The 17285-nt window shown below is 65.5% G+C and carries 19 protein-coding genes and 1 pseudogene; 7 read left to right on the forward strand and 13 right to left on the reverse strand.

All coding sequences use genetic code 11. The features are described from left to right. Nucleotides 1-387: 387 nt before the first annotated feature. Nucleotides 388-3624, forward strand: a complete 3237-nt coding sequence (locus tag FB453_RS04915) for an NACHT N-terminal helical domain 7-containing protein (protein ID WP_186718054.1) — start codon at nucleotides 388-390, stop codon at nucleotides 3622-3624. Between the two features lie 62 nt (nucleotides 3625-3686). Here the strand turns inward: FB453_RS04915 and FB453_RS04920 are convergent, their stop codons facing one another. Further along, complete coding sequence (locus tag FB453_RS04920) at nucleotides 3687-4178, reverse strand: NUDIX hydrolase (protein WP_145787902.1); 492 nt, start codon at nucleotides 4176-4178, stop codon at nucleotides 3687-3689. A 40-nt stretch (nucleotides 4179-4218) separates the two neighbouring features. Further along, the gene (locus FB453_RS04925; protein WP_145787904.1) at nucleotides 4219-5577 is read right to left on the reverse strand and encodes an NsdA family TPR-like regulatory protein; all 1359 of its coding nucleotides are present in this window, start codon (nucleotides 5575-5577) and stop codon (nucleotides 4219-4221) included. Nucleotides 5578-5949: 372 nt separating this feature from the next. On the opposite strand from FB453_RS04925, the gene FB453_RS04930 reads away from it, so the two are divergent. Beyond that, nucleotides 5950-7101, forward strand: a complete 1152-nt coding sequence (locus tag FB453_RS04930) for a helix-turn-helix domain-containing protein (RefSeq protein ID WP_145787907.1) — start codon at nucleotides 5950-5952, stop codon at nucleotides 7099-7101. A gap of 28 nt (nucleotides 7102-7129) precedes the next feature. Here the strand turns inward: FB453_RS04930 and FB453_RS04935 are convergent, their stop codons facing one another. Together FB453_RS04935 and FB453_RS04940 are read right to left on the reverse strand one after the other, a co-directional pair. After that, nucleotides 7130-7882, reverse strand: coding sequence for a hypothetical protein (locus tag FB453_RS04935; RefSeq protein ID WP_145787909.1), 753 nt, complete (start codon nucleotides 7880-7882; stop codon nucleotides 7130-7132). Nucleotides 7883-8079: 197 nt separating this feature from the next. Then, nucleotides 8080-8547 (reverse strand): peptidase inhibitor family I36 protein, encoded by a 468-nt coding sequence (locus FB453_RS04940; RefSeq protein WP_091408216.1) that lies wholly within the window; start codon nucleotides 8545-8547, stop codon nucleotides 8080-8082. Nucleotides 8548-9153: 606 nt separating this feature from the next. Here FB453_RS04940 and FB453_RS34780 point away from each other — a divergent pair. Next, a pseudogene (locus tag FB453_RS34780) lies at nucleotides 9154-9308 on the forward strand (helix-turn-helix domain-containing protein); the annotation flags it as partial. Nucleotides 9309-9617: 309 nt separating this feature from the next. On the opposite strand, the gene FB453_RS04950 reads toward FB453_RS34780, so the two are convergent. The 3 genes from FB453_RS04950 to FB453_RS04960 all read right to left on the reverse strand — a co-directional run bounded on the left by FB453_RS04950 (nucleotide 9618) and on the right by FB453_RS04960 (nucleotide 11716). Continuing rightward, nucleotides 9618-10409 carry an SDR family oxidoreductase gene (locus tag FB453_RS04950; protein ID WP_145787911.1) on the reverse strand — a complete coding sequence of 264 codons (792 nt, stop codon included), beginning with the start codon at nucleotides 10407-10409 and terminating at the stop codon, nucleotides 9618-9620. Nucleotides 10410-10806: 397 nt separating this feature from the next. Next, nucleotides 10807-11079 carry a DUF6357 family protein gene (locus FB453_RS34585; protein ID WP_222431314.1) on the reverse strand — a complete coding sequence of 91 codons (273 nt, stop codon included), beginning with the start codon at nucleotides 11077-11079 and terminating at the stop codon, nucleotides 10807-10809. After that, nucleotides 11063-11716: a hypothetical protein gene (locus FB453_RS04960; protein WP_145787913.1), complete on the reverse strand. Its 654-nt coding sequence runs from the start codon at nucleotides 11714-11716 to the stop codon at nucleotides 11063-11065. The genes FB453_RS34585 and FB453_RS04960 overlap by 17 nt, the downstream gene beginning before the upstream one ends. A gap of 147 nt (nucleotides 11717-11863) precedes the next feature. Here FB453_RS04960 and FB453_RS04965 point away from each other — a divergent pair, with 147 nt between their 5' ends. Continuing rightward, complete coding sequence (locus tag FB453_RS04965; protein WP_186718056.1) at nucleotides 11864-12205, forward strand: GlsB/YeaQ/YmgE family stress response membrane protein; 342 nt, start codon at nucleotides 11864-11866, stop codon at nucleotides 12203-12205. Between the two features lie 56 nt (nucleotides 12206-12261). Here FB453_RS04965 and FB453_RS04970 read toward each other — a convergent pair whose 3' ends face one another. Then, nucleotides 12262-12768 (reverse strand): hypothetical protein, encoded by a 507-nt coding sequence (locus tag FB453_RS04970; protein WP_145787915.1) that lies wholly within the window; start codon nucleotides 12766-12768, stop codon nucleotides 12262-12264. A 283-nt stretch (nucleotides 12769-13051) separates the two neighbouring features. Between FB453_RS04970 and FB453_RS34015 the strand changes: the two genes are divergently transcribed. Further along, nucleotides 13052-13207: a hypothetical protein gene (locus FB453_RS34015; RefSeq protein WP_186718058.1), complete on the forward strand. Its 156-nt coding sequence runs from the start codon at nucleotides 13052-13054 to the stop codon at nucleotides 13205-13207. Nucleotides 13208-13229: 22 nt separating this feature from the next. Here FB453_RS34015 and FB453_RS04975 read toward each other — a convergent pair whose 3' ends face one another. The 4 genes from FB453_RS04975 to FB453_RS04990 form a co-directional block, all read right to left on the reverse strand. Next, a complete protein-coding gene (locus FB453_RS04975; RefSeq protein WP_145787917.1) occupies nucleotides 13230-13652 on the reverse strand; it encodes an SHOCT-like domain-containing protein in 423 nt (140 codons plus the stop codon). An 11-nt stretch (nucleotides 13653-13663) separates the two neighbouring features. After that, a complete protein-coding gene (locus FB453_RS04980; protein WP_145787919.1) occupies nucleotides 13664-13921 on the reverse strand; it encodes a hypothetical protein in 258 nt (85 codons plus the stop codon). Next, entirely contained in the window at nucleotides 13921-14283 is a 363-nt protein-coding gene (locus FB453_RS04985) for a DUF2089 domain-containing protein (protein WP_145787921.1), read from the reverse strand. The genes FB453_RS04980 and FB453_RS04985 overlap by 1 nt, the downstream gene beginning before the upstream one ends. Nucleotides 14284-14519: 236 nt before the next feature. Next, nucleotides 14520-14963, reverse strand: a complete 444-nt coding sequence (locus tag FB453_RS04990; protein ID WP_145787923.1) for a hypothetical protein — start codon at nucleotides 14961-14963, stop codon at nucleotides 14520-14522. A 151-nt stretch (nucleotides 14964-15114) separates the two neighbouring features. Between FB453_RS04990 and FB453_RS04995 the strand changes: the two genes are divergently transcribed. Beyond that, nucleotides 15115-15447 (forward strand): hypothetical protein, encoded by a 333-nt coding sequence (locus FB453_RS04995; RefSeq protein WP_145787925.1) that lies wholly within the window; start codon nucleotides 15115-15117, stop codon nucleotides 15445-15447. A gap of 205 nt (nucleotides 15448-15652) precedes the next feature. Here the strand turns inward: FB453_RS04995 and FB453_RS05000 are convergent, their stop codons facing one another. Then, nucleotides 15653-16726 (reverse strand): glycoside hydrolase family 43 protein, encoded by a 1074-nt coding sequence (locus tag FB453_RS05000; protein ID WP_486480162.1) that lies wholly within the window; start codon nucleotides 16724-16726, stop codon nucleotides 15653-15655. A 147-nt stretch (nucleotides 16727-16873) separates the two neighbouring features. On the opposite strand from FB453_RS05000, the gene FB453_RS05005 reads away from it, so the two are divergent. After that, on the forward strand, nucleotides 16874-17215 hold the full coding sequence (locus FB453_RS05005; protein ID WP_145787927.1) for a hypothetical protein: 342 nt from the start codon (nucleotides 16874-16876) through the stop codon (nucleotides 17213-17215). The last annotated feature ends 70 nt before the right edge of the window (nucleotides 17216-17285 follow it).

Here is a 17285-nt window from a genome sequence, read left to right on the forward strand (position 1 = left end):
CCCGCTACGACAAGTTGGCCGTCCGGTTCCAGGCCATCCTGACCATCACCATCATCTGCGAATGGCTCTGACCCGGCTTATGAAACACGCCTTAGTCCCTCAGACCCCGGCTGAACGTGGACGCACGCGGCGAGGACGGCCAGGCCAGAGTGGACGCTGGTCACACGCGAGGCGGTGCCGAAGCCTAGGGACAGCGACACCCTTCAGCGGCAGGAGAAAACGAGACCGTCGCTAGGCAGACTGCGGCCAATCGGTCTATGGACGAGCCCACGACCTGCCCTGAATTCGAAACCGAGCATAGTTCGCGATTGCTGCGTGGCGAAGGTGTGCTATGAAGGCTGCACCGACCCCGAGCATTGGCGGCTCTTCATGAGATACAACCCAAGCATGACCTATGCGGGCGCTCTCAAGATTCTGGGTAAACACGATCACCCGCATCTCGAACGCATCAATGCACTTATCGGTGGAATCATCCTTCTCAGCCCGCTCGCGCCTGTCGCATGGCTTCACGGACTGTGGGGACTTGTTGACCAGAAGAACGAAGCAGTCGCTAATGTACGCCAACTTCTGGATGCTGGCTTTAACCGTTTGCTCAAGACAGGCGGCCTCGAAAGATATGACCTAATTGCAGCATCGCATACAACCCTCGTCGGCTGCGCATTCTTCGAAGTGTTGCGGGAAAGTGTGGATAAGAGGGACTACGCTTCTCTCAAGATTACCTTCGAGGAGAAGATCAATCTTACAGCCGGCACGGATGGCTTGTTGGTGCAACCAGTCCTGGAGCGGCTTCTCCGAAGCCCGACTCCGATTCCGTCTGCGTCAGCTGGCTACTACGAGAATCTCGATCGAATACAACATCATTTTTCTCTCATGGCAACCGAGGTGCAGCGTTTCATAGCTCACCTGGCACAGTCCGCTGGCCAGGAGCGCCTGATCAGAACATTCGATAACATAGAACAGCGCGACCGTATCGTGTTCGGGGCGTTGGAACGGTACAAGTCGCACTACGTTGAAATGGCCGCCGAGGTGCCGGAGTTTTTCGTCTGGACAATGCTCGGCGAACATTCTTCCACTCGAACGGAAATTGCAACCTTGCGAGAGGAGGTTGCGCTGGCATTTGACTCCCAATCAAGGGCTCTTGCCTCGACGCAAGCGCTTCTCGCTACGGTATCGATCACCAATCCACCACAAGATCGGACAGCCCGTCGAGCGCTGATGAATGCATCACGCGGTCTCCTGCGCGAGCCCATCGTTCCAGCGGATGCCTTCCACGGCTTGGATGACATTATCTTCCCGGTGGTCGAGGAAATTTACGTCGAGCCGCAGTTCAGGCATGCAATATTTGACAGAGAAAGCCAACCCGCCAACGATAACTGGTGGCAAGGCGTTCCGGTTTCGAGCAATCTAAGTATCTTCTTAGCGGCGCACTTGATGTCCCCGACGAGTGCGAGCTTTCCACTACTGCTCCTTGGTCACCCGGGAGCAGGGAAGTCGCTGTTAACGAAGGCTTTGGCCGCCCGCATTCCATTTGATTCATATACGGTCATTCGCGTCGCCTTGCGACGTGTCGACGCGACGGCGCCCGTGTACCACCAAGTCCAGCAGGCACTGGATGAGATTACCCATGGGCGGACCGACTGGCCAACCCTCGTCGAGCAAAGCAAGGACACGGTCCGCGTAGTATTGCTGGACGGACTCGACGAGCTACTGCAAGCCACCGCGAATGATCGAGCCGGCTACCTCCAGGAAATCATGGAATTCCAGCAACGGGAAGCCGACCAGCATCATCCGGTTGTGGTAATTGTAACGAGCAGGACAGTCGTGACGGATAACGTCCGCATCCCTCGAGGTTTGCCGATCGTCCGGCTAGAGGAATTCGACGACAACCAAGTCAAGACCTGGTTGCAGACGTGGCGACGGGCGAATCAAACCCTCATTGAGGACGGAACGGTGGGAGAACTTAGCGCCGAAGTCGCGCTGGGTTATCCGTCCCTCGCCCGTCAGCCGCTCCTACTGCTCATGCTTGCCCTGTATGCTGCTGATCCCCAAGCCCCCATCCTAGCTCGAAAATTGTCGACGACTGCGCTATACGAGCGACTACTGACGAACTTCGTTCGTCGCGAGGTCTTGAAACAGCTACAGGGCCGACGGAGTGAGGAGGTTGACGATGCCGTCCACGCACAGTTGTGGAGGCTAGGAGTTACAGCGTTCGGGATGGTCAATCGCGGTCGGCAAGATATTGCCGACAATCGGCTTGGGGACGACCTCGTAGCCTTGAGCGAGCCGAGTGCCCTTCGTGCCGACTCCCAGGGCATCCCTCGCGAGCAGATAGGTCAGAAGACTATCGGCAGGTTCTTCTTTGTCTACGCGGCGGAGGCGAACGTTCATAGGTTGGACGGAGTTCGCCGGTCCTACGAGTTCTTGCACGCCACATTTGGCGAGTACCTCGTGGCCAAATTCACCGTTCAGATGCTCCAGCAACTCGCGCCGGCGCGAGCAGAATTCGGGTCATTGCCAGGTCAAGTTGCGGATGACAATTTGTTATACGCGCTACTTAGTCATCATCCGCTATCCGTGCGTCAAAGCATTTTAGAATTTGTATCCGAGATTTCTGCTTCTGGCACCGAGGTGAGTCCTATCCAGGGCGTCATCGACATGCTGATAGGTTCTAGTCGCCAGCGCCGCATAAACCCGGTCTACGCCTCATACCAGGCGTCGTCTAAAGACGAGATCCGTCGCCTTGCGGCTTACTCAGCCAACCTCTTGTTGCTGCGCGTTTCTGTCTCGGTCTCATATGTGCCGATCGAACAAATCGCTCCCTCCGACATGACAGCCGGAGATTGGTGGGAATCAACCGTCAACCTTTGGCGGGCGGGACTTGATCCATCCGGCTGGACGTCTCTTCATGACGCTCTCGATGTTCGGCCAGACCCGCTTTCTGTCGGACGTCGTCTTCGTGGTTCGCCCGTCTCCCCCCACATCGCCTACTTCCGCCTAATCGGCGACAGGGAGGCAGAGGCCGACCTTCGTGCTGGTATGGCACTACATACGGGCATTCATCCTGACGACGACGGCCACAATGACTACGGTGTTCTGACGAGCCTTCTCGCGGAGGGTTTCGCCCAGCCGTCGGAATTTGTGCCGGCCCGCCTAAAGCACCTTACAGACGCGCGCGTAGCTCCGGCGGGCATCAGAGGAGAAAACCTTTGTCGGGTGATAGCGAACTACCTCTACCTCCACTCAGCCGCTACAAAGCTCGACGACATTGCTGTGCTAGTTCGTCTTTGTCTAGAGAATCGTCCCCCACATTCGCCCATTCCGGAGCTTGCCATTCCCGTAGCTATCCATCCGCAACTTGTTCAGCATTTTAGCGAATTGAAGAACCCTGCGATCTATATTGGAAGCTCTGCCGAAGTGCCGATTTGGGTGTCGCTGGTTTTTGCCGCAGCCGCCTCCAACCCCGCGCTCTTGCCCAGTGACAGTGAAATGTTGGAAAATTTCGCCGAAGTCGCCGCCGCATCGGCAGGGATTAGTAGGCAGCGCGTTAGTTCTGCCGAAGATGCAATGAGGTGGGTTCGTTATCTTTTGAGAATCGATCAAGTCATTCCTAGTCGATCCAACTAGGTGCGGGCTCGACCTGCGGCGACGACCGGTCCCGGAATCTTCGTCAAATGATTACGATAACGTCATAGTTCATTGGAGGCGGCCAAACCACCAGCAAGGTATATTGCGGCGCGTCGTTCACGGGCTCGCATTGCCGCATGAACTCGTGTAGCGACATTGCTGGGAAGGTGCTGCTCTGCCTTATGGCATGGAAAAAAGGCAATCTCCTCCAACTCTTGCCTGGATAGCGTGAAGTTGTCGAGGTTGGCAATAGACCCGCAGTCGAACGTAAAGCTGATGATCGCCCTCGGCCGCTGTCCGGCGGAGGGTGCCCAGTCGACTACGAGAAGGTCGCCTACCGCGACCGCGATCCCTAGCTCCTCTCGGATCTCGCGCGCACACGCATCGTGTGGGTACTCGCCCTCGTCCACGTACCCGCCCGGGAATGCCCAGTGGTCGCGGTATGTGGGCTTTACGAGAAGCACGTTGCCAGTTGGGTCCGTGATGAAGGCCGCGGCTGCGGCGTGGAAGGAGGCCAAGTTGGCGTACCAGGTGGTGGGCTCCGTCCAGGTCACCTTGGTGAGGCTAGCGGACAGTCCTCGCGGTGCTCACGATCTACGTGACGGCCGAAATGGTTCTGAGGGCATGCAGGACTCCTTTGACCTGCGGCGATGTCTGGTTTGGTCCCAGCACTGTAGTGAGTTCGCAGACGCGCTGTTGAAGACGGGCTGACTGGATGCCCGTAGGGTGCTCCGCTAGCCTCCGGCCCCAGTTGCAGGCGGCGTCGGTATCTCCAGCACGGGCATGAGTCATGGCGACGAGGGCGGTGTGTAGGGCACGGGTTCGGGTGTTGTGGCTGCTGAGAGCGAGCGCATCGGGTGCGTGGCGAAGAGCCTGCGTGTACAGACGCAGGTCGCCAAGGCACCTCAGCGCGGCACCGGCTAGGTGAGCTGGGCTGAAGTAGGCGACCCAACGCGGGCCAGATTCTGTGCCCGCCCGATCGATAGCACCCTCGGCCTTGGCGAGTGCGAGTTGGCAGGCGCGCCGCTCGCCCGACTGCCCGTACGCGGTAGCAGCGGTGGCGTGCAGCCGAGCGATGACGGCGGCGGGGGCGCGGCCGGCGCCGTCGATGGCTGCTTCGACGAGCCGGGCCGCCTCCCGGGCGTGCCCTAAGAACACAGCCTGGGTGGCGAGGTTGGCCAGCAGGTGAGCGCCGTACAGGCGATCATCAGCGGCCTTGGCGAGCCGCAAGCCGAGGACCGCATGCTGTTGTGCGATGGCATGCTCGCCCGCGTCATACGACATAAAGGCGAGCTGGCCGGAGAGTGTTGCCGCTGCGCGCATGAGGTCGCGCCCCACGGCATCGGTGTAGGTGCCGCGCAGCATGGGCGCGACCTGATGTACGAGGAAGTCGGCCATAACGGCACGAGTGCGCGGAGAGCCGCTGCCGTGACATCGGTCGAGATCAGTGAAGTGGTCCGCCAGTGCGTACAGCGATTGAACGTCGGTGGGCGTGACTTGCTGCCGGCCGGATCGGTTGACCGTCTCGTCGGGCAGGTCATACCGCCAACCGAGCGCCGCCTGCAGGGCCTTGCCGCTGTCGAACGCTCCGCTGGAATGCTGGTCGCGGTGCTTGACGAGCCTCGTCCAGGTCTGCTCGGCGATATCGATCGCACCATCGACGGACGCAGAGTAAGCACACGTTCCAATGCTGTCGGCTGCGCCGAACCCCAACTCCGTGACGGCGACTAAGCGACCGAGCTTGCGGGCCAGTGTTTCGGCCATGGCGGCCTGGACGTGCTCGCCAGGCCGGCGACCGCGTAGCCACCAGTAAACGCTGGCAGCGTCATACCGCCAGGCACCCTCGTTGCGGCCAGCGTGATTGAGCTGACGGGCGAATGCAGCATGCGCGTTGCCGTAACCGGCGGCCCGGAGCAGTCCTTCGAACGCCGCGTTGGTCACCGGTCGCGCCATGGTTCCGCCTCCAGGCATCAGCCAACTACTACTAGTGACGAGCCTATGGGCCAAACGAGTCCTTTGGGGACCGGCGCAACCCTGCGCAACCCACGTCCTGAGCAGCGCAATGAGACGCATCGCTCACCATCTGGTGCGTCACCGAGCAGCAGGCTTCGCTGATCACAAAAGTTCGTTGGTGGCGGCGAGGATCAGTCCGTCGCCCCCAATTAGCGGAGGTGGGCGTGCAAGGCGACGAGCCGGTAAGCAAGGGCGAACAATCGGAGGCGGCCGAGCGCGAGGCCGCCAAACAGCGCTTCCTAGCCCAGGCTGAGGCGGAGCGCGTACCCGTGGAGGACACGACTCGTGCGGTCGCGGACCGGCGGTGGCGGCGTGACCAGCGATGACATCCCGATCGGCCGCCGCGTGGCCCGGTGGCGGGTGCGGCGGTCGATGACGCAGCAGATGCTCGCCGATCGGCTGCGCAGGTCGAAGAGCTGGGTCGACAAGATCGAGCGGGGTGCCCGCACCCTCGACCGGTACTCGGTGATCCAGGAACTCGCCCGCGTCCTGCGGGTCGACCCGGAGGTGTTGCTCGGCCAGCAGCGGAGCACCCCGGCGGGCACGCCGGGCGGGGTGGACGACATCCGAGCCGCCCTCGCCCGCTACGACATCCCGCAGGCTCCACCGCAGACAGACGACCTGAGAAGGCAGGTCGGACATGCCTGGTTGACCTACCAGCACGCGCACTACGGGCAGTTGGTGCGGGTGTTGCCGGGTCTGCTCGACGCCGCCCAGGGGGCGCGGTCTGCGGAGCTGCTGGCGCAGACGTACCGGATCACCTCGTCGCTGCTGGTCAAGCTCGGCGAGGCCGACCTCGGGTGGCTGGCCGCCGACCGGGCGATGGCAGCCGCCGGCGACGCCCCAATCCTGGCGGCAACGGCGGCCATCTCGGTCGCTCAGGCGCTCCGCGCGTCGGGCCGCGACCGCCTCGCCCTGGCCGCGACGCTCGCCGCCGCGAACCGCATCACCTCAGGTCCGCAGCGGTCGGCGGGGGAGTGGGCAGTGGGTGGGACGCTGCTGCTCCAGGCCGCCCTGGCCGCCGCCGGCTGCGGCGACACCCGCCATGCCGACGAGCTGATCGATCGGTCCGCCGCCGTCGCCAACAACCTTCGGGGGTACGACGACACGCACGACACCAGCTTCGGGCCGATCGCCGTCGAGCTGGCGCGGGTGCTGGTGGCGGCCTGGCGGGGTGACGCCGTCGAGGCGGTGCGGCGGCACGGGACCGTCATTCGGCGGGAGGCGTGGCGGAGGTTGCCGGCCGAGTATCGGGGCGCGTATCTGGTGGATGTCGCGCGGGTGTACCTCCACGTGGGTGACGTGCGCGGCGCTGCCCGCGCGCTCGTCGACGCGGACAGCGTCGCGCCGGCTGAGGTCCGGTGCCGGCCGTTGGCGCGTACCGTGATCGCCGATGTCGCCCGGGGTCACCCGGCGCAGGCCGGCGTGGCGCGACTGGCCAACCTGGTCGGCCTCACCCGCTGACCGACCTACCCGCCGGTCGCGGCTGGCCTCACCTCGTCGCCAGCACGCGTCGGCCATTGGCGAGCCGGGCGCTCTTGGCCTGCTCGTAGCGTTCGATGTCGGCGGAGCGGCTCGCGATCGTGCGCCGCTGGTGATCCACCATCGCCGCTTGCCAGATCGTCACGAGATCCGTGCTGTCCTTGCACGCGACGTCGGCCACCGCGGTCCAGCGCTCCACGTCGCTGGGATGATCGGTGCTCCACCTCGGGTCGTCGTTGGCCTGCCAGGGGTCGGCGTAGGCGAACCCCTTGCCGGCCATGCACGTCGACCAGGCCCGGAACCCGGCCCGAACGTGCGCGTCCTGCTCTGCCTGCTGGCCGGCCCGCACGGCCAGGTCGTACAGGAGCGTCTCGCCGACCGGCGGCCCGCCCTCGGTCAGGCGCCGGTTCGCCTCGCCGAGGCAGCCGCCCTCAGGGATCCGGCCGCCGGCCGGCTCCGGTCCGTCGGTGCCGAACCGGGTGCCGGTCAGCGCCAGCGCCGTCTTTTCCGGAGGCGGTGGAGGCTTGTCCTCAGCCGCGTCACCGCCGGGTGCCGCGTGGTAACCGAGGCGCTGCGCCTGGTCGTGCTCCGTCAGCCCGTACAACCCGTCGCGCGTGGCAGCCGGGTCGGTGTGGTGCGGTTCCGGTGGCCGGTAGGAGATGCCGAGCCGGCGCATGCAGGCCACGACAAGTTTCGCCTCGGCCCGCTGGAGAAGCAGGTCCTCGTCCCCGGACGGAAACAGTTGGTCCAACGGAAGGCTCATGGTCGCCACCGGTGATGGCGCTGCGGGCCGCTGCGCGGGACCGCTCGGTTCACAGGCGGCCCCGGCGCCGATGGTCAGGCAGGCCAGGGCCAGGGCCGCGAATCGCCTACGAATCATGGGCATGGAGACCTCGCTCAGGCTGGAGGGGCCCGCGTTGCCCGCCGTTTCGCGGCCGACGCGAGCCCCTCGATGGGGTCCTAGGGGCGGCAGCGGGTCTGCGGCTGGCCGGCCCAGACAAAGCAGAACGAGCTGAATCGGTCGTCCCAGTGGTTCCCGTTCTGGTCCCGGTCCAGCGTGAGGTTCAGGGCCTCGTCCGACTGGCCGCTGTTGGCCTTCTGCCGCCAGAAGTAGAGGCCCCGGTAGTTCTCGTGCTCGAAGAGGCGGACGGCATTCTGCGTGTCGTAGTTGCGCAGCGAGCTGACGTTGTCATGCAGCAAGCAGTCCGAGGTGCAGGCAGCCACGAACGACCATTGCTTGAAGTCCGCAGTGGTCGAGAGGGTGTCGTAGCGACCGCCGCGTAGGTCAGGGTGCTGCCACATGCACAGTTCGCCGCTCTCGCACACGCCGTTGCGCGACGTCGCCGCCTGGGCCGGGCTGGCCACGGCCAGGAGCCCGCCGGCCGCCAGCGCCAACGCACCGAAGAACGCCAGGATTTGTCGCTTCATGAGTCTCCTTAGCTTGGGGATCCTTCTGCCGGAGCTGAGTGATTGTGCTGGTGGCACCGGTGTGGACGAGGTCAGTCAACCCCGGGGGTAGCGGCGCAGCCGAGACATTCGAACCAGTTCGAATCTCGATCCGGTGCGGCGTTTCCCGGGTTGCCGCTGAGGGTCAGCCCGGGTTTGGTGAGGGGTGCCCGGGATGGTGCCTCCGGCAGCTCGAACAGCTCCCGCAGGAGCCTGGGGGTCTTGTCCGCATGCCGTAGGGGACGCGTCTGGCCTGGTCCGCGCGCCGGCAAACAACGGCGAGCAATCTGAGGCAGCCGAACGCTGAACCGCCAAGCAGAGGCTGCTCGCGCAGGCCGAGGTGGGGTGCGTTCCGCCCCATCCCACCCCGACGATCATGAGGTTGGCCGGCTTCGTGGAGATCGAAGCGCCCGTCAACCTCATGATCAACGAGGCGAAGGTGCGCCCGCGCGGGGTGGTCAGTGGGCGGCCGTTGGCGCGTACCCGTGATCGCCGACGTTGCCCGCGCGCAGCTGGCGCCGGCCGGCGTGGCGCGACGCGTACCCGTGGAGGACACGACCCGCGCGGTCCCGGACCAGCGGTGGCGGCGTGAGCAGCGATGACGTGCCGATTGGTCGGCGGGTGGCGCGGTGGCGGGTGCGGCGGTCGATGACGCAGCAGATGCTTGACGATCGGCTGCGCAGGTCGAAGAGTTGGGTGGACAAGGTGGAGCGGGTGTGCGTGCCCTGGACCGGTACTCGGTGGGGCGAACCCGGCGCCGGCCGGCGTGGCGCGCTTGGCCACGCTCGTCGGCCTCACCCGCTGACTGGCCGGCTACTCCGGCCCAGGACGACGGCGTGTGGCTACGCCGGGGCGTCATGATTCGCGGTCCTGACCCCGATGCCCGGCATCGCGGTCAGGACCCCGGCCCGGGTCCTGCTCGACCGGCGACGGAAGCAGCGTCGCCGCCCCGGCCACCTCGCCGCCCTACTGTGGGCTCGCCCCGGTGATCCCACGACCTGCACCGACGCCGCCACCGATACAGGCCTCGGCGGGTTAATCCCGCCGCGGACTCACAGAATCGTTGTCAGCACGCCTCCATCGACGCGTACCGCCGATCCGTTGATTGCGGACGCGGCGGGACTGGCGAGGAAGGTCACGGTGTTTGCGATCTCACTCGGTTCGATGAAGCGTCCCAGCAGGGAGGTCTGGTTGGCGCCGATGATCGCCACTTTCAGGTCGTCCTCCAGCAGGGATTGGGCATCGGCCAGCGACCTGACCGTTTCGGCGACGCCGGCGGAATATGTGGGGCCGCCCAGCACCGAGTTAACGGTCACCGCAGTGCCCTTCGTGAGCTTCGCCAGGCCGTTACCCACTGCGAGCATCGCCGTCTTGGACGTGCCGTAGTGGAGCATATCGGCGGGGATGTTGACGCCCGACTCGCTGCTCACGAACACGATCCGGCCCCACCCCCGATCGAGCATCGCCGGCATGAGGTGCCGCGCAAGCCGGACCCCGCTGAGCACGTTCACCTCGAAGTAGAGCCGCCACTCCTCGTCCGAGATGAGTTCGAAAGGTTTGAGCTCGAAGAGCCCGACGTTGTTGATGAGAATGTCAACGCTGGGCAGCTCGTCGCACAGCCTGTCGACGTCATCGGCAACCGAGAAGTCGGCTTGAATACCAGTGACGGATACGCGGGGCACCTCCTGACGCAACACGTCGACAGCCTCGGCCAGCTTTGCCGGGTCGCGGCCGTTGAGGACCACGTCGACGCCCTCGCCGGCCAGGGCCTTCGCGGTTGCGTAACCGATGCCTTGACTGGATCCGCTGATGAATGCGGTCTTGCCGCTGAGCTGCAGGTCCACGTGCTGTTCTCCTAGTGACTGGTCGCCGACCGGTGCACCTGCCGCAAGTCGGCAGGCGCTCCTTTCGACCTTGCCGCAGACCGATGAGCATCTGATGAGCACCGCGTGAGTGGCTGACGCTGGTGTGGTCGGACCGTTGGTACCCGCGGCCACGGCCGATTCATCTGACTGCGAGGAAAGTCCCACCTCGGGGTTCCTGGGTCTTTCGTACCGGTCCGCGGTGATGACCCGCCCACAACCGGGCGCTCCGCACGACGGCCGCGGATACCGCATCCGCACCCCACATTGTGGGTCGGAGCCGTTGTGAACGACGCCGGTTTGGCCGGATCGATCATCCGCTCGTCCGCCATCGCCCAGGATTACCTCGTCGCTGCTGGTGAAGCTCGGCGAGGCCGACCTAGCCTGGCTGGCCGCCGACCGGGCGATGTCCGCCGCCGGCTGGCGTGGCGCGACTGGCGACGCCGGTCGGCCTCACGAGGTGAAAGCTGCGGATCACCGTGAGATGGGCTTCCCCGATCGGGAACGTGAACGTGCGAGGGTCATGGTTGGCGTCGGCCCCGGCGGCGAGCATCAGCTTCAGCTCGCCGTCCTCCCGGATCACCTTCGGGATCCAGCCGTCGCCGCTACGCGTGAAAACGATGTCTCTTATCTGGTCACGACCACCGTGCACATTCGACAGCGAGACGTGGGTCGGTGCGCACCCAGACTTCGCCCCCGGCGGCCTCGGCCGGGGCGTCGACCCGTTCGAGACCGAGGAATTCGATTAACTGGAGCAACTCGGCTCGCTCGGCTCGGTCCTCGTCGACATCGTGCGAGTCGAAGAAGACGTAGTACTGGTCGCTTGGGTCTACGATTCCCGAATCCGCCCAGATCCGGGCGACGTCTTTGATTGCCGCTGCTTCCGTCGTGATCGTGGCGGCGCGGGCGGCACCGCGGGTCTCCGGTGAAGCGTCCAGGTCGGAGAGATCGGAAAACCACTGGCCGAAGTAGTCGAGGCCGGCATATCCGTTCTCGAAGAACAGCATCGCGCTCGGAAGGTAGCGGTTGCCCCTGTCGACCTGGAGGTGCTCCGACCGAGGTCGGTCCGCATCCTTGACTCGGGAGATCACACCCCGACGAGGCCTGAGTACCAAACTCTGCTTCGCCGCTTCGTCAGTGATGGTGTAGGTGTCAGACTCTCGACCCCGGAAGAACGCAGAGAACGCCACGTAGGCCTCCTGAGGGTCGCCCACCGAGACGTGTTGATCGTTGCCATCACCGGCAGCGAAGACGAACAGCTTCGGTCCGGGACTGTAGGGGCGGGCCATGTGCGTCCTTCGTTCACCTGTGAAAGCTCCGCCAGCGTAGTGGAACGAGCCGACACGCCCGCGGCCTCGGGCCGTGATCGGGGCGGGGTTTCCGGGCACGTCAGATTCGGGCATGTACCTGGGCACTGCTGGAGGGGAGAGACAGCAATGCTGGTAACCGGTTATCTCGGCGCGGTGCTCATCGGTGCCCTCGTCGGCCTGCTCGGCCGGCTCATCCTGCCGGGGCGGCAGCGGATCGGCTTCTTCGCCACGTTCGTTCTCGGCGTCGGCTCGGCCGTGCTGGGCACAGTGGTCGCCAGGGCGCTTGATATCGACGACGGGGCCGGCGTGGAGGTGTGGGTGCTGCGCTGGGACTGGGTAGTGCTCGCGATCCAGGTCGGCGTCGCGATCATCGCCGTGGCGCTGGCGAACATGCTCACCTTCACCCGGCTCGCCAGCGGCGACGACACCCCCCGTCGGCGGACCCGTCGCAGCAAGGCCAATGGCTGACGAGCCGGTCGGCGGGTGAGCCACTCAGGTAGCCGCAGTGACTTCGCGAGCGGAAGTCAGGAGCGGCCGGCGACCTGTGGCAGGTGACGGGCAAGTGCGGTACGCAGGACGCCCGTCGCCGGCCGAAGCAGTCCGACGTTAATCGTGTAAACAGGCTGACCGGCGCGAATCCGTGGACGAAGCGTCGTGGCGGATGGCGCGACCGCTCCTGGGCGCAGGATGACCTGAAGAACGGCGAACGGGCCAGGACGGCGGACCGTCGCCGACTGGATCGCTTGCCACGGGAGGACCGCCGTTCGCCCCTTCTCGGCGAGCGCCAGTGCCGGACCGGTGACGTCGACCGATGACCAGTTCCTGCGATGCAGCACAAGCGAGAGAGCGCTGAAGACGACGGCGTAGAGGACGCCCGAAACGGCGATGCCCGTGTAGTCGGCCGCCGACCGCCCCGCGATGAGTGCCAGCACGGCTTGGACGGCAACCCAGGCCAGCAAGCCCACCAGCAGCATGAACACGAAGGTGAGACGGGCGGACGTACGGAACATCGTCTGGTCGCTCTCGTTCATGAGGTTCCTTCCGTCGACAGTGCCGTCGACTGTAGGGCAGCGATCGAAGGGCGTCGTCCGTCCACCGCGATGCTGTCACGGGGCGAACCCGAGCATCAGCAGGGGCGGCGCCAAGGTCAGCGCCAGCCGCTGGGGAGCAGGCACGGGCAACAGCTACAGCAGTTCCGGTCGACTGGCTGCCGGCTGTCGTTTTGTGGCTCGCGGAACTCCGAGTGGTCTGACCGGTTGTAGAAGTGGTTGAGGTGCACTCTGGTCGTCGCGGAAGCGGGACGCGCAATCCGAGTTGGCTACCTTTGTCGGTGAGTCGACGATCTTCGCCGCGCACGCCTTTGTCGGCCGGTTGGGGCTCACCGGGGAGTTCGCCGAGGCCGCCGTCGAGGCGTGCTGGACCGCGGCCGGGCTGCGTTTCAAGTCCGAACGCCCCGTCGAGAGGGGCTAGGGGCCGTCCCATCAGACGGCGCCTACTCGCAGAAGACCCGCACTGTGGCATCGGGTGAATCCACCTCCACGGTCACCTCGTCGAGGTGCTCCACGAGCGCCTCCAACTGCTCGGGCTTGAGCTGCGTCAGGTCGATCGGCACACCCGAGTCGCTGAGTGAGGCATTGGCCTTGACCAGGGCCTGCGGCGGGACCAGCGCCGCGAGCCGTACACCGGCCCGCAGCAGTTGCAGTGGCACCCGCACGTTGACCCGCGACGGCTCGCCGTTGTCGGTGGCGTCCACCACCACCCGCAGGTACTTCACCTTGCCCTTCGGCCGGGCGTCGTGACTCGCCGTCGCCGGTGCCTGGTCCCGTTCGAGTGCGGCGATGAGCTGCTCCGCCTCCTCTGCGGTGATTTTGCCGGCGACCAGCATGTCGAGGATGTCCTTGCGTTGTTCGGTCATTCGAACCTCTCCTATCGGATGGCCACGAGCACGGCCGTGCGGCAGTGCTCGATGTCGAAGCGGGCGCCGGGCAGCGCGGAGATGACACGCCAAGCGGCGCCGAGTGCCCGCACCACGCCGATGCGGAACACGATGCAGGCCACGATCGCCGCCAGCACGACCAGGACCACGACCGGGAAGAGCACGAGCGCCACGGGGAGCACCGGAACCCAGACGCGGATGGGCCGGCGGTCCGGACGGTTGACCTTGACGGTCACCAACTGCGGCATCACGTCCGGCCGTCCAGCTCGGCCAGCGCCTGCTGTGCGGTGATTTCATCGCGGCGCAACCGGTCGATGATGTCGGCTCGCGAGGGCGCCGGGTCGGTCTCGACGAAGTCGAGCATCTGCGTGATCCGGTTGAGTCGTGACTTGATCGTCGGGTAGCTCACCCCGAAGATGCGCTCCATCTCCTTGATCGAACCGTGGCAGCGCACGAACGCCGTGACGAACACCTGATCATCGACGTTGAGCTGAGCCAGTTGAGGTGGCTCGAACTCGCCCTCGATCGCGACGCCGTTGCTCGCCAGGCGCACCCGCTCGACGACGAACGGCTGCCCCCGCGTCAGGCTGGTCAGGTCCTGCCAGTCCATCGCCTGTCCTATCATACCTAAAGTTGTATCTTAAGAATCCTCAACTTCCAAGCATCGGATCTTAACTTTCTTAAGATCGGCTCGGTTGGAAGAATCCTGGGTCGATCTCACCGCCAGCCGGGAATGCGAAACCGCGGCGGGACCCGAAGAGGTCCCGCCGCGGCCGAAGGGTGTTGCTTGCCGGGCGCCTAGCGGGCGGGAGCGGGCAACCCCGACTCCCTCCCGCGGCAAGCGGATCAGCACATCCGGATGTACCACACCGGCGAGAAGTCGACGGCTTCCCAGGCGACTCCAGAGCTGAAGCCGCGGATCGGATTGCGGTTCTGGTCCATGATGTCGGCCCAGGCGCCCCAGGTCTGGTTGTTGTAGATGGAACCCCAGCCGTTCCAGTTGGTGAGCGAGTACCACCGACACTGGTACAGCACGAACATGCGTCCGCCGAAGTAGGTGTCGGTGTAGACGCAGGTGGCGGTGTAGGGGCAGGGGCCGACAGCCTGGGACGAGACACCGCTGATGCCGGCGTTCGGGTTGTCGGAGGCGATCGCGTTGGCCGGGTTGGCCGGCTGCCCCGCGACGCTGACGACCGGTTGGTCGGCCGGGGCCGCGGTGGCGGCCGACGGCACTGCGAGCGTGGCGAGGAGGGCCGCGAAGGCCCCAATCAGGAGCATACGTAGCTTCATGCATTCACGATGCCCGATGGGTACGGAAGCAGAGAGTGTTTCACCTGTGACTGAAAGTACTCCATCTGTTGAGGCGTCAACGACCTGGCATTTCGGCCTGGGTCGTGATTGCGACTCGGCGGCCTGAGCGGGCCGCCGCTAAGATGCCGGGGTGGGCAGGTTCCTGGCGCTCTTCAACGGCGCGGCTGACGAGGCCGACAAGGCCGACCTCACCGAACAGCAGCAGACCGAGTTCATGAACGCGTGGGCGTCATGGGCGCAGGCCAACAAGAAGGCCATCGTCGACCCCGGCGCTCCCTTGTACGCGAAGAAGCTGGTCACGGCGCGAGGTGTCGAGGACTTCACCGACGCCCTGATCGCCTACACCATTGTGGAAGCGGGCTCGCACGACGAGGCGGTCCAGATCTTCTCCGGGCACCCGCACCTTGGGCTGTTCGCGGGGAACTCGATCGCCGTCCTGGAGTGTCCGCCGCCGCCCAGCTGACACGCGCGCGCCGGCCACGATCCACTCGCCTTTACGGAAGTCGGGGTGTCCCGGCTCCGTGGACACCCCGACTTCACGGAACCCGAGTCGATCTCTCACCACTGGCCGGCAACACGGAACCGCGGCGGGACAGGCAGCCGGCGGCGGCAGCCTCCTCCGGCCCGTGGGTGATTCAGCCCTACACGATCGAAGGCTCACGTCCGGATCACTCGAAGAACTTGATGCTGAACCCGGTGTCGGCCGTCGGGCCGGGCACGTTGGCGCGGCGGTAGGTGGTGTTGCCCCACCAGCAGAAGGTGCCGGTGTACCAGTAGCGGTTCGCCCAGGAGTACGCGGTGCCCTTGGGCACCCCGTGGTACATCAGCGGGAACCTCGGCCCGGCGGGTGGGCTGGTGGCGATGTCGCCGTTGAGCAGCACGAAGCTGTGGTGACCAGGTCCGTTCACGTGCAGGGTCGGATCCCAGCCGGCCATCATGGTGGCCCGGTTCGAGCCGAACAGGCAGCCGTTCGACTTGTACCAGTCCCACACGTACGTCGGGTCGCCGCCGGCGCGTAGCCGTAGGTCGGCGAGGCAGTACTGGTCGCTCCAGCTGCCGTTGGCGGAGTAGACGATGTGGAGCTGCCCGTTGGGGTCCCTGATCGCCTCGGGTGACTCGTTGATGAACGGGTTGCCGACGACGCGCTCCCAGCTCTCACGGGGCTGGGAAATGATGTACCGGCCACCGGTCGGGGTGAGCGGGTCGCTCATCCGGCTGAGGTAGATGTTCTGTTCGACGTTGGTGTCCCCGGCCCAACCCGACCAGACGAACCACCGCTGCCCGTTGAAGGTGAACAGGCTGCCGTCGATGGCCCACCTGCCGTCGGGCAGCGCGAGCTGCCGCTCGGCCGTGTAGCCGCTGGCCGGTGACGCCGAGTGGATCGCGTACATGCGGTGGGCGGTGCCGCGTCCCGCTGAGAAGTAGATGTAGTAGCGGCCGCCATCGGTGACGATCTCCGGGGCCCAGACCTCACCGAGGTTGCGGCTGTCCGTCCAGACCTGCCGCGCGGGTGCGGCGGCCAGCGCGTCGGGAGAGGCCGCCTGCCGCACGGCGATCCCGCCGTTGACCGACTGGACGGAGATGTAGGTGCCGCCGACGCGGATCACGCTGGGGTCGGCGGCTCGCAGGCCGGTCTGCCCGGCCGCCGCCGGCGCGGCGCCGAGCAGGGACAGGCCGGTGGTGAGTACGACGGCCAGCAGGAAGGAGAGGAGTCGCGGAAGGGCTCGGCTACCGACGTTCACGATCGGGATTCCTCTCTCGATGGAGCTGTAGGCAGCAATTGACACCCATAGATTAGGGCAGAAGTTGCTGTGCCACAGTGTTTCCGCGAGCCGGCCTCGGAGTTGGCAGGCGCTGGCGCGGGCATGGGTGCGCTAGCGTTCGGCCCCATGGAACCCGTGGACGTGGTCTTGGCCGTCGTGTGCGCGGCGGCCAACCTGGCCATGGCCGCCGTGCTGCTCGTCAGAAGGCGTGGGGGCACGGCCGTGCCCCGGATCTTCGGCCGCCGACAGCCCCTTCCACGCCTGCGGGCCACGATGCATGCCTGCCTGGGGCTGGGACTGGGCGTCGGCCTGCTCGTCAAGGACATCTTCCCGCCGGACTCCACGGGCGACGCGGTGGTGTTCCACGTGGTGAGGATCTTGCTGGTGGCTGCTGTCGTCACCGCCCTGCTGAGCGCCCTCCGGTACCCGCGATCCCTCTCTGGCGAGACCGCCCGCCAGGGGCGGTGACCGGGAGAGCGGCGAAACCGCGATCCGACGGAAGTCCGACGTTGGGTGTCCGCTCGCTCACGCAGGGTCC

The sequence above is a fragment of the Micromonospora sp. CNZ322 genome, from assembly GCF_007827755.1.

Coding starts and splice junctions, on each gene's coding strand:
- FB453_RS04925 (WP_145787904.1), bottom strand. CDS start 5,577: ATGGCGCGACCGGTGACCAACGCGGCGTTCGAAGGACTGCTCCGGGCC.
- FB453_RS04915 (WP_186718054.1), top strand. CDS start 388: ATGACCTATGCGGGCGCTCTCAAGATTCTGGGTAAACACGATCACCCG.
- FB453_RS04970 (WP_145787915.1), bottom strand. CDS start 12,768: ATGAACGAGAGCGACCAGACGATGTTCCGTACGTCCGCCCGTCTCACC.
- FB453_RS04940 (WP_091408216.1), bottom strand. CDS start 8,547: ATGAAGCGACAAATCCTGGCGTTCTTCGGTGCGTTGGCGCTGGCGGCC.
- FB453_RS04935 (WP_145787909.1), bottom strand. CDS start 7,882: ATGAGCCTTCCGTTGGACCAACTGTTTCCGTCCGGGGACGAGGACCTG.
- FB453_RS04965 (WP_186718056.1), top strand. CDS start 11,864: ATGCTGGTAACCGGTTATCTCGGCGCGGTGCTCATCGGTGCCCTCGTC.
- FB453_RS04975 (WP_145787917.1), bottom strand. CDS start 13,652: ATGACCGAACAACGCAAGGACATCCTCGACATGCTGGTCGCCGGCAAA.
- FB453_RS04960 (WP_145787913.1), bottom strand. CDS start 11,716: ATGGCCCGCCCCTACAGTCCCGGACCGAAGCTGTTCGTCTTCGCTGCC.
- FB453_RS04990 (WP_145787923.1), bottom strand. CDS start 14,963: ATGAAGCTACGTATGCTCCTGATTGGGGCCTTCGCGGCCCTCCTCGCC.
- FB453_RS05005 (WP_145787927.1), top strand. CDS start 16,874: ATGGAACCCGTGGACGTGGTCTTGGCCGTCGTGTGCGCGGCGGCCAAC.
- FB453_RS04985 (WP_145787921.1), bottom strand. CDS start 14,283: ATGGACTGGCAGGACCTGACCAGCCTGACGCGGGGGCAGCCGTTCGTC.
- FB453_RS04980 (WP_145787919.1), bottom strand. CDS start 13,921: ATGCCGCAGTTGGTGACCGTCAAGGTCAACCGTCCGGACCGCCGGCCC.